Here is an 11,650-nt window from a genome sequence, read left to right as displayed (position 1 = left end):
GGAGCAGCAATGGGGTGTTGCCAGGGCAGCAGCCCACCAGCACCTGGCGCCGTGATGATGCCTGCAGGAGCGGTACAACCCGCTGCCACAGGTACACCACGGGGCTGCAAGCCAGAGGTGAGCCTGTGGCAGCGGGTTTGCCCGCGAAGCGGTTCGTGCCGTTCCAGCCGCCTACCAGCGCATCCTGACCCCAAGGCTGCCGATCAACCCGTTCAGGTCATTGTCATCCACGTCCGTGCTGTAGTCGGCACTGACGAACAGCGCGACGTTCGGCGTGACCCGCGCCACCAGCCCCAACCCCAGGTCCACCGAGGTCGAACTGCGCGAGCTGGAGATCTTGTCCACCTGGTCGAGCTTGACGACATCGCCATCGCTGAAGTCGTACCACACGTTGGTACGCACATAGGGTTCGATGGGCATGCCTTTCACTTCATAGCTCGCCGACAGTTTCGCGCCGACCCGGCCGCTCCAGCTGGGCTGGCTGTCGAACGCCTGCAAGGTCTCTTCCTGCACCTGGCTGCCGGGGAAGAACTGCTGGTTGATCAACTGCGCCTGGGGCTCGATGACCCAGCCACCGCCCAGGCCGATGGGGTAGCCACCCTCCACCGAGAAGGTCATCGCATGGCCGCTGTCGTCCACCCGCTGTCCAGCCTGGGAGCGGCCGTTGACATCGATGCGCGTGCCCATGGCCACGGCATCCACGTGCCAGCCCTGTTCATGGGTCATGCTCCAGTACACGCCCAGGCTCTCGCCGCTGAGGTTGACCGCGTTGCGCTGCTTGTCACCGAGCAGGGGGCGCATGCCGTTGAAGCTGCTCTGCAGGTTGTTGTGCCCGACGAAGATCCCGGCACGGTGCACGTTGCCGGCGACGGTTTCCCGCACGAACAGGTCCGGGCCGATCATCAACTGCTGGCTGGGGGCTTCGAGCTGGGCGGGTGGCTGGGCGCCCGGGCGCGGGGCGCCGGGGAAGAACTGTGACCACTGGCTGGCGATCAGGTCCGGGGAGAGCTGGCCATGGCGCTCGCCCATGCGTTCGGAAAAGGCATTGAGCATGCCCTGGTTCAAGCCGCTGGCGCTCAGCGGCTCGAGCGATAGTCGCGGTACCTCGGGCTGTTCCAGGAAGCGGGCGAAGGGCTCGCCCTCCTGCAGTTCGAGCGCGAAGGTTTCCACCGGGGTTGCCAGGAGCAGCGACGTGGAAACCGCGCAAAAAAAAGCGTCGAAGCGCAAGGGATTCGAGGTGCTTTTCATGGCGGATCTCCTGTTGTTGTGAGTTGAACAGCCGAGGACCTGGCCTGATGTCACGAGCTGTACGACTCAAACAGGGGGCGACCCAAACCAGCGCGCCAGCCTCTTGGGGCGCGCACGAAGGCGCGAGCTAGAGGGCCCGGCACGAATTTTTACTGTGTTGGTTCTGTTCAGCTAAGGAGACGACGGCGCTTGCGTCAAGAAAGCGTGAGGTTGTCTAAGAATGCCTGTTTGTAAGTTCAACATATTGAAAATGTTGAAGTTTTGTCTGCGCATATCGAGAACGGTGCTTTGCCGGTCGCCGGCTATGCCGAATCGTTGCTAGAGGCGCACCTCGACCGCCAGTGGCAGGTGGTCGGAAAGGTGCGTCCAGGGCCGGTGGCCAAGGATTTTCGGCGCATGGCTATCGGCATTGCGCAGGTAGACGCGGTCCAGGCGCAGCAGTGGCAGGCGCGCAGGGTAGGTGCGGGCGAGTAGCCCATGGTGGCGCTCGAACGCCTCGTGCAGGTCACGGTGCAGCCGCAGCGTGCGATTGCCGCGCAACTGCCAGTCGTTGAAATCCCCGGCGATGATTACCGGGGCGTCGACGGGCAGGGCGTCGAGCAAGCGACGCAGCAGGTGCAGTTGCTGCTGTCGGTGGCGTTCGAGCAACGACAGGTGCACGCAGATGGCATGCACCTGGCGCTGGCCGGGCACGTCGAGCACGCAATGCAGCAGGCCACGACGTTCGGGGCCGGTGATCGAGACGTCGAGGTTGCGGTGTTCGATGATGGGGTACTTGGACAGCAAGGCGTTGCCGTGGTGGCCGTCGGGGTAGACCGCGTTGCGCCCGTAGGCGAAATCGCTCCACATGCTGTCGGCGAGGAACTCGTATTGCGAGGTTCGCGGCCAGCCGGGGTAGCGGGCGGCGTGGCGGTCGTGGCTGCCGAGCACTTCCTGGAGGAAGACGATGTCGGCCTGGGTACTGCGTACCGCTTCGCGCAGTTCCGGCAGGATGAAGCGCCGGTTGAAGGCGGTGAAACCCTTGTGGGTATTGACCGTCAGCACCTTGATCCGGTGCACGGCCGGGGCCTGGCTGACGCTGGCGAAACCTGCACTGCCGGCTTCGAGGTTCACGGTGGCTCCTGTATCGGCTTGGATATCCTCGTGGGAGCGGGCTTGCCTCGCGATGGGTCACAAGACCTGTTCCTGCAAGCGCGGGGCAAGCCCGCTTCCACGTACAGCTTAGGACCGGGCCGCCCCTGTCAGGTTCACTCGTCCTCGCGCTGCAACACCATCAACAGCAACGACCGTCCCTTGACCTCGAACAGCGTCTCGAACGCCAGGTGCTGTGGCTTGCGCATCTCCGGGCGGTCGGTGTCCACCAGGCAGCTCCAGTAGTCCCCCTCCGGCACCGTCGGCAGCTTGAACGGCACCACGTCATGGTAGGCGTTGACGATCAGCAACATGGTCGCTTCGGCGCCGGGCCGGGCAATCCCGCTGACCTGGGCGCGGCCATCCATCAGCATGCCCAGGCAGCGCCCGTGGGGGTCTTCCCACTGCTCGACGGTCATCTCGCTGCCGTCCGGCGCCAGCCAGGTCACGTCCTTCACCCCGATCGCCTCGTTGTAGTCGCCGACCAGGAAGCGCGAGCGGCGCAGGATCGGGTAGGCCAGGCGCAAACGTGTCAGACGCTTGACGAAAGCCATCAGCGCCTTGCCATCCTCGTCCAGGTCCCAGTTCACCCAGCCGATCTCGCTGTCCTGGCAGTAGGCGTTGTTGTTGCCGTGCTGGGTGCGACTGAACTCGTCGCCAGCGACGATCATCGGCGTGCCCTGGGCCAGCAGGAGAGTGGCGAAGTAGTTGCGCATCTGGCGCATGCGCAGGGCGTTGATCTCGGGGTCGTTGGTGGGGCCTTCGACACCGCAGTTCCACGACAGGTTGTTGTTGGTGCCGTCCTGGTTGTCCTCGTCGTTGTCTTCGTTGTGCTTGTCGTTGTAGGACACCAGGTCGCGCAACGTGAAGCCGTCATGGGCCGTGACGAAGTTGACCGAGGCGTAGGGCCGCCGTCCCCGGTTGTTGAACAGGTCGCCCGAGGCGGTGATGCGCGAGGCGAAATCGGCCAGGATGCCTTCGTCGCCTTTCCAGAAGCTGCGCACGGTGTCGCGGAAACGGTCGTTCCACTCCGCCCAGCCGGGGGCGAAGTTGCCCACCTGGTAACCGCCGGGGCCACAGTCCCAAGGTTCGGCGATCAGCTTGACCTGGCTGAGCATCGGGTCCTGGCGGCAGGCGACGAGGAAGCCGTGGCGCTCGCTGTAGCCGTCGTGATAGCGACCGAGGATGGTCGCCAGGTCGAAGCGGAAACCATCCACGCGCATCTCGCCGGCCCAGTAGCGCAGCGAGTCGGTGACCAGCTGCAGTACCCGTGGGTGGCTGAGGTCGAGGGTGTTGCCGGTGCCGGAATCGTTGATGTAGAAGCGTTTGTCGTCAGGCATCAGGCGGTAGTACGAGGCGTTGTCGATACCGCGCATCGACAGCGTCGGGCCGCGCTCGTTGCCCTCGGCGGTGTGGTTGTAGACCACGTCGAGGATCACCTCGAGTCCGGCGTCGTGCAGGTGCGCGACCATCTCCTTGAACTCGGCGATCTTGCCGCTGGCCAGGTAGCGCGGGTGCGGGGCGAAGAAGGCGATGCTGTTGTAGCCCCAGTAGTTGTTCAGGCCCTTGTCCAGCAGGTGCTGGTCGTTGACGAAGGCATGGATCGGCAGCAGCTCGATGCTCGACACGCCCAGATCCTTGATATGCGCCAGCAGCTCGTCATTGGCCAGCCCGGCGAAGGTGCCGCGCAGGTGCTCGGGCACGGCCGGGTGGCGCATGCTGATGCCCCGGGTGTGAGCCTCGTAGATGATCGTGCGTTCCCACGGAATCAGCACGCGCTGGTCACGGCCCCAGGTGAACGCCGGGTCGATGACCTTGCACTTGGGCACGAAGGGCGCGCTGTCGCGCTCGTCGAACGACAGGTCGCCGTCGGGGTGGCCGATGGTGTAGCCGAACAGCGCCTCGGACCATTTCAAGGTGCCCACCAACTGCTTGGCATAGGGGTCGATCAGCAGCTTGTTGGGGTTGAAGCGGTGGCCGTTCCCGGGTTCGTACGGGCCGTGTACACGGTAGCCGTAGACCAGGCCCGGATGGGCGTCGGGCAGGTAGCCGTGGTAGATCTCGTCGGTGTACTCGGGCAGTTCGATGCGCTCGATTTCCTGCTCGCCGCTGGGGTCGAACAGGCACAGCTCGACCTTGGTGGCATTGGCCGAGAACAGGGCGAAGTTGACCCCCAGGCCATCCCAGGTGGCGCCGAGCGGAAAGGGCAGGCCTTCGCGGATGCGCGATGGGGCGACGGAGCGGGTCTTCTTCGGGGTGCGGGGGCTCATGGCGGTCCTCGTGGTCCGGGGGGCGGAAGCGGGGCCGCTGTGCGGCCCATCGCTGGCAAGCCAGCTCCCACAGGTACAGCGTTACTCCAGAAGCCTGCACGGACCCTGTGGGAGCTGGCTTGCCAGCGATGAGGCCGGTACAGGCACTACGACGAAATCAGCCCGCGGCCGGCTTCTTCACTGCTCTGGGCTTTTTCACCGGAGCCGGTTTTTCGACGGGGTTGGCCTCCTTCGGCTTGGCCGTCGCCTTCTTGCGCGGCGCGGCCTTGGGCGCTAGCGCCTCGGCCTCGGCCAGCTTGCGGGCCATTTCCCAGTGCCGCTCCTCCTGGCCGGCCGGCTTACCCTCCGACTCCCAGATCTGGTAGGCAAATTCGCGAATACGTTTTTCATCGACACTCATCACGACGCTCCTGGATGCAGTTAGGCATGTTCAATCAACACATTGACCGGAAACTCCATCAGCACGGTGCTCAACATCAGCTCCCTTGAAGGGGGGACAGCACCGCCGCCGAAAAGTCCCGAACACTTGGCAGGCGACAAGGCAAACGGCAGAACGAGCCGAGTATCGTCCCAGTTCTGTGCTGGGATCAGTGGCGTGGTGGCCGGCCCCAGCAGCTGGCTGGCCAGCCGCGGGACGACGATGATCGCGCGCTCGCCATCACCCAGGCGGGCAAAGGCCAGCACCCTGTCGGCGTGGCGGCCCTGGACGCCGAGCGGCAGGTACGCGCCGCGCCTGAACAGCTCCGGATGGGTCTGGCGGCAATCGAGCATCCGGGCGATCAGCACCTGCTTGATACGGCCGTCGCGCCAGTGGCCGAGCAGGTCGGCCAGGGGCATGTCGTCCGCCAGGCTGGCCCGCCTCGCGGGGTAGTCCACCGGGCGGCGATTGTCCGGATCGACCAGCGAGAAGTCCCAGTATTCATTGCCCTGGTACAGGTCCGGCACGCCGGGGGTGGTCATGCGCAGCAGGCACTGCGCCAGGCCATTGAGGGCACCAGGACAGGCCAGCCGCTGCGCGGCATCGTGCAGTGACTGGCGCAGTTGCTGATTCTCGTCATCGAGCAATAGGCCCTCGACATGCTTCGCGCACACCTGTTCATAGCGTTCGTTGGGCGCCGCCCAGCTGCTGCGCAGCTTGGCTTCGCGCAGGGCCTTGCATTGCCACTGGCGGATGCGCTGCGCGTAGGCGCGCAGGGCTGCCGGGTCATGCAGGTCCAGGTTCAGTGGCCAACTGCCGAGCAAGGTCTGGAACAGTAGCAGCTCGTCAGCCGGGCTGGGGGCATCGCCATCGTCCAGCGCCTCGCGCATCGGCGTGGCCAGCTCGCGCCAGTGCTCGACGCGGCTGGCCAGCCAGGGGCCACGCTCGCTGAGCACCGCAAGGCGCGCTCGGCAGTCCTCGCCGCGCTTGTGGTCGTGGGTGGCGGTGGTCAGCAGATTGTCCGGGAAGTCGCGCAGGCGACGCTGGGCTTCGTTGTGGAACCAGGCCAGATCGGCGCTGAAACGCTCGGCATCGAAGCCCACGTCGTTGCGCGACAGCAACCGCGCGCAGCGATAGAAGGCGGTGTCCTCCACGGCCTTGGCGGCGCTGGGGGCGGTCAGTTGCTGGAAGCGCACGCAGGCATGGCGCAGGTGCTTGCGGGGTCGCCCCGGTGGCAGCTGTCGCCAGGGCTGGCCGCCCAGCCAGCGTTCGAGCTGGTCGAGCAGCGGCCAGTCGGCCTCGCCCAGTGACAGGCGCGCGCCTGCCAGTGCCTGCTGGAAGAACCCCTCGTCGTCGGCCGGGCGGCCACAGGCATTGATGTAGGTGCGATACACCGGGTAGTGCTCGACCAGCGCCTGCAGCGCCCGGCGAATCGCGCCGAGGGTGAGGTCGCGGGTCATCAGGTCGTCGCGGGCTACCTGCAGGAGGGCCTGGGCCACCGATTCACAGTCGCCGGCCAGGCCGGCGTTGAGCACCTGGTGGCGGGCGATGCGCACTTCCTCCGGGAAGTCCGGGCGCTCGCTGACGCTGTTCCAGAGTTCGCCCAGGGGCGCTTCGCCGTCGGGGTCGTGCTGCACCAGCGACACCTGGTTCATGAATTCGTAGCCGGTGGTGCCGTCGGTCAGCCAGTCGCGGTGCAGATGCTCGCCTGTGCCGAGGATCTTTTCCACATAGAGGGGAAAGTGCTCCACGGCCGCATCCAGGGGCCGCCCCGCCAGCAGGCTGGTCACCCGCCGGCGCAGGTTGCGGCAGTAGCGGCGTGGATCGGCCAGGCCATCGATGTGGTCGATGCGCAGGCCATCGACCAGGCCACGCTCGATCAGCTCGAACAGCTTGGCATGGGTGGCTTCGAAGACCACCGCGCGCTCCACGCGCAGGCCACCCAGTTCGTTGATGTCGAAGAAGCGCCGCCAGTTGATGTCGTCGGCGGCGGTGCGCCAGCTGGCCAGGCGATAGGCCTGGCGTTCCAGTAACAGATGCAGGCGTTTGAAGCCGCTGTCCAGGCGGCCGTCGAAGGCGGCGAGGGCGCCCTGCAGGTCCGCGCCGCCGGCGGCCAGGCGGGCCAGTTCCTGGTGCAGCGGCAGGGCCTCGGTCAGCGGTTCGGCCGCTTCGCCGAGGGTATTGAAGCGCGCGGATAGCGCTTGCAGGCGTGGGTCTTCGGACTGGCCGAGGATGCGCCCGTAGTCCAGCGGACAGATCGGGAAGCGGTGATCATGATGGGCGACCTCGAAGCGCCCGTGCTCCGCCTCGAACGTCAGTGGGATATCGCCGTTCTGCAGGGCCAGGCCATAGTCGCTGGCGAGAAATGGCAGCAGCAGTTGCCCGGCCAGCAACGGGTCGCTGGAATGCCATTGGATATCGAAGAATTCCGCGTACGGGCTGCGCCGGCCCCAGGCCAGCAGGCTCTGCCACCAGGGGTTGTCGGCGCCGCCCACGGCCATGTGGTTGGACACGGTGTCGAGGATCAGCCCCATGCCGTGCTGGCGCAGGGCGGCCACCAGGCGCTCCAGCGCCGCTTCGCCGCCAAGCTCCGGGTTGACCCGGGTCGGGTCGACCACGTCGTAGCCGTGGCGGGAACCGGCTCGGGCGGTGAGGATCGGCGAAGCATACAGGTGGCTGATGCCCAGCCGGGCGAAATAGGGTACCAGCGGCACGGCGTCATCCAGGGTGAAGTCGCTGTGCAGCTGCAGGCGCACGGTGGCGGTCAAGGCTTTCATCGGTCACGCTCCCATGCCTGTTCGCGAGCCTGGGCCAGCAACTCCAGGCGCCGGGCGGCATCTTCGTCGTCGAGCAGGTCGCGCACCTGGGCCTTGAAGCGGCGGCGCCAATTGGGGTGGCCCGCGGTGGTGCCGGGCAGGTTGGGTTGCTCGTCGTTGCCCAGCAGGTCCTCCAGCGGCACCAGCACCAGCGGCGCGCGGGTATGGCCGACATAGCGGATCGCCGCGTCGATCAGCGCGGTATCACCCTGCAGCGGCCCGTAGTTGTGTTCCAGGGTGCGACGCAGGCCATCGCGTTCCAACGCCCGGGTATGGCGCCAGTGCAGTTCGCTGGCGGCGTCGATCAACCGCAGGCGGTGGCTCCAGTCGATGTCGCGGCTCACCAGCCAGCCGGCCAGGGGTGCGAGGTCATGGGTGCCGGTGGTGGCGAGGGCGTTGTCGGGCCAGTCGAGGATCGGCCTGAACTGCCCCGGCGCGGCCTGTTCGAACGGCAGCACGCGCATGCCCAGCACGGCCTTGTCGGCGAGGCGCTCGCGCAGGCCTTCGGGCACGGTGCCGAGGTCTTCGCCGAGGATGATCGCCTGGTGGCGAACCGACTCCAGGGCCAGCAGGCGCAGCAGGTCGTCGAGCGGATAGTCCAGGTAGGCCCCCTCGCTCGGCTCGGCGCCACGGGGGATCAGCCACAGGCGACGCAGGCCCATCACGTGGTCGATGCGCAGGCCGCCGGCATGGGCCAGGTTGGCCCGCAGCATCTCGATGAAGGCGCGGTAGCCGTTACGCCTGAGGCCTTCGGGGGAAAAGGCGCAGATGCCCCAGTCCTGCCCGGCGCGGTTGAGGATGTCCGGCGGGGCGCCGACGTTCAGGTCGGCCAGCAGCTCGTCCTGACGGCTCCAGGCCTGGCTGCCGGCGCCGTCGGCACCCACCGCCAGGTCGGCGATCAGGCCGACCGCCATGCCATTGCTGCGCGCCGCGTCCTGGGCGCGTTGCAGGCTGCGCTCGGTCAGCCACTGGCAGAACGCATGGAATTCGACCCGCGCCGGGTAGGCGCTGGCGAAGGCTTCCACTTCAGGGTGGTAGGGGTCGTGCCAGGCCTCGGGCCAGTTGCGCCAGTCGGCGCCCAGGCCATGGTTCACCGCCTCGGCCTGCAGCATTTCGAAGCGGCAGTGGTGCTCGAGCTGTTCCCCGGCGTTGACGCGGAAACTGTCGAAGTCCTTGCGCAGCGGATGCTCGCCCTGGCTGAAGTGCTGATAGAGCGCCTTGAGCAGACGCAGGCGGGCTTCGGCGGCCCGTGGCCAGTCCACCAGCGGTTGCTGCTCCAATGCCTCGAGGGCCTGCTGCAGGCCGCAGGCTTCGATGGCCATGCGCACTTCGCGGTCGCCGAACACCACGGTGGGGCTGGCGTAGAGCACATTGAGCAGCACGCGACTGGAAGGCGAATACGGGCTGTAGTGGCGCTGCTCCAACGTCGACAGGGCATGGATCGGACTGATCGCCAGGGCATCGGCGCCGCGCTCGGCAGCGCTGCGGGCCAGCTGCGCCAGGGCCAGGCAGTCACCATAGCCGCCATCGCCAGGGCGGCGCAGGCTGTACAGCTGGACCGACAGGCCCCAGCAGCGCGGGGGCGGTTGTTCGACACGGTCCTCCAGGGCATGGCAGCGCGGCGGCGCCACGGCCACGGTGAAGGTGCGGCCGTCGATGTCCAGTTGGTGATACCCCAGCGGCAGCTCACCCGGCAGACGCGCCTGGGCATCGAGGCTGAGGCTGCGCAGGCTGCCGTCCTCCAGGTTGCAGCGTGCCTGGCGGCCGGCGCTGAAATAGCGTTGCAGGGCGAGGGGCTGGCCCTGGTCGACGGTCAGCAGCGGCGGCAGGTGCTCGCTGTCCTCGGCCTGCTCGACGGCCGACAGGCTGGCCGTGATGGCGGTGTCGCTGTCGGCCGGATGACCCAGGCCCTGGAGTACCTGGCGCAACACCTCGTCGCTGACCTGCTGCGCACGGTTGTTGGCGTCGATCCAGTCTCGGGCCAGGCCGACCCGGGCGGCCAGGCGATGGAGGGGCTGTTCGCTCATGGCGTCTCCTGATCGGGGGGCAGCAGGCTGACCACGCAGCTGTGCGCGGCGAGCGTCGAGTCGGGGTGGGCGTTGTCGCTGCTGTCGTACAGGCGCCGCGCCAGGGCGGGCAGGGCCACGGGCTGGGGCTGCACGTCGAGGTTGAGGTCGATGCGCAGCTCCTGGCCGTTGCCCAGGCGCCAGCGCGCGGTCAGGGCTTTCTCGCCCAGCACCTGCGCGCCCAGGGCGCGGGCGCCAGGCAGGTGCGGGATGACGTGGAGTCGGCGCAGCGTCAGCAACTGCTGGTAAAGACCGTGCCAGCCGGCCAGCACCTCCTGGCGCTGAGGCTTGGAGTCTTCGAAGGTGGCCTCGGCATTGGGGTCGGGGATCTGTGCGCGTCTATCGGGGTCGGCGAAGGCATCGAAGTGGGCGAATTCGCCGCGCCGACCTTCGCGCACGGCATCGGCCAGCGCGTCGTGGAAGTCGGTGAAGAACAGGAACGGCTTGCGGCTGCCGTCGTCGTCGCCCATGAACAGCAGCGGGATCATCGGCGCCAGCAGCAACAGGCCGGTGGCGGCTTTCAATGCCTGGGGCGGGCAGAGGCGGGTGAGGCGTTCGCCGAGGGCGCGGTTGCCGATCTGGTCGTGGTTCTGCAGAAACAGCACGAATGCGCTGGGCGCCAGATGGTCGCTGGGTTCGCCGCGCGGCGTGCCATGGCGGTCGGGCTGGCCCTGGAACACGAAACCTTCCGCCAGGCAGCGCGCCAGCTGGTCGATGGGCCGGTCCTTGTAATCTTCGTAGTAGCCTTCGGTCTCGCCGGTCAGCAGCACGTGCAGGGCGTTGTGGCCGTCGTCGTTCCACTGCGCGTCGAAGCCGTGCTCAAGCAGCGTGGCCTGGTTGTGCTCGTTTTCCAGCACCAGCCAGACCTGCCGCCCGGGTTCGACCGCGGCGCGTACCTCGCGCGCCAGCTCGATGAGAAAGTCCGGTTGGTCGATGGCATGTACCGCATCCAGGCGCAGGCCGTCGCAGCGGTAGTCGCACAGCCACATCAGCGCGTTCTGGATGAAAAACGCGCGCACCTCGGGGCGGCGGAAGTCGATGGCCGCGCCCCAGGGGGTCTGGCGGTCCTCGCGGAAGAATGGGCTGGCGTAGCGGGGCAGGTGGTTGCCGTCCGGGCCGAAGTGGTTGTAGACCACGTCCACCAGCACCATCAGGCCCTGGCCGTGGGCCTGGTCGACCAGTGCGCAGAGCGCCTGCGGCGTGCCGTAGCTGTGCTGTGGGGCGAATGGCAGCACGCCGTCGTAGCCCCAGTTGCGCTCGCCGGGAAACTGCCCCAGCGGCATCAGCTCGACGGCGCTGACGCCCAGTTCCGCCAAGCGTGGCAACGCCTTGGCCACGCCGTCATAACCGCCCTGCAGGCCTACGTGCAGCTCCTGGATCACAGCTTCGTGCCAGGGCCGACCCTGCCACGGGTGCCGCCAGGGGTAGGTGCCGATATCCACCAGCTCGCTCGGGCCCTGCACGCCTTCGGGCTGGAAGCGCGAGGCGGGGTCCGCCACCCGCAGCTGGTCATCGATCAGAAAGTGATAACGGTCGCCCGCCTGACAGCGGGCGACGCCCGTGTACCAGCCATCCTCATCTGGCAACAGCGCCAGCGGTAGCTGTTGTTCGATTTCCACACTCACGCTGCGCGCATCCGGCGCCCAGAGGGCGAAACGCGCCGACGTGGCGTCCAGCAGGTGTGCGCCATGCCTGTGCATC

7 protein-coding genes are annotated in these 11,650 nt (G+C 67.3%); all 7 read right to left on the bottom strand.

The window, feature by feature from the left end; all coding sequences use genetic code 11:
• Positions 1-171: 171 nt before the first annotated feature.
• Positions 172-1,248, bottom strand: a complete 1,077-nt coding sequence (locus N7422_RS04380; RefSeq protein WP_279805436.1) for an autotransporter outer membrane beta-barrel domain-containing protein — start codon at positions 1,246-1,248, stop codon at positions 172-174.
• 318 nt (positions 1,249-1,566) lie between these two features.
• Positions 1,567-2,361 carry an endonuclease/exonuclease/phosphatase family protein gene (locus tag N7422_RS04375; RefSeq protein WP_279805435.1) on the bottom strand — a complete coding sequence of 265 codons (795 nt, stop codon included), beginning with the start codon at positions 2,359-2,361 and terminating at the stop codon, positions 1,567-1,569.
• A 134-nt stretch (positions 2,362-2,495) separates the two neighbouring features.
• Positions 2,496-4,649: a glycogen debranching protein GlgX gene (gene glgX, locus N7422_RS04370; protein ID WP_279805434.1), complete on the bottom strand. Its 2,154-nt coding sequence runs from the start codon at positions 4,647-4,649 to the stop codon at positions 2,496-2,498.
• A gap of 157 nt (positions 4,650-4,806) precedes the next feature.
• A complete protein-coding gene (locus N7422_RS04365; RefSeq protein WP_279805433.1) occupies positions 4,807-5,052 on the bottom strand; it encodes a DUF2934 domain-containing protein in 246 nt (81 codons plus the stop codon).
• Positions 5,053-5,069: 17 nt separating this feature from the next.
• Positions 5,070-7,844, bottom strand: a complete 2,775-nt coding sequence (locus N7422_RS04360; RefSeq protein WP_279805432.1) for a malto-oligosyltrehalose synthase — start codon at positions 7,842-7,844, stop codon at positions 5,070-5,072.
• Positions 7,841-9,910: a 4-alpha-glucanotransferase gene (gene malQ / locus N7422_RS04355; protein WP_279805431.1), complete on the bottom strand. Its 2,070-nt coding sequence runs from the start codon at positions 9,908-9,910 to the stop codon at positions 7,841-7,843. Before malQ ends, N7422_RS04360 begins: the two co-directional genes overlap by 4 nt.
• Entirely contained in the window at positions 9,907-11,649 is a 1,743-nt protein-coding gene (gene treZ / locus N7422_RS04350) for a malto-oligosyltrehalose trehalohydrolase (RefSeq protein ID WP_279805430.1), read from the bottom strand. Before treZ ends, malQ begins: the two co-directional genes overlap by 4 nt.
• Position 11,650: the final 1 nt, after the last annotated feature.

It is taken from the genome of Pseudomonas sp. GD04091 (genome assembly GCF_029836165.1).
Classification (GTDB): Bacteria; Pseudomonadota; Gammaproteobacteria; order Pseudomonadales; family Pseudomonadaceae; genus Aquipseudomonas.
Note: the sequence above shows the minus strand (reverse complement) of the source record. Positions and strands in the feature narration are given on the sequence as shown.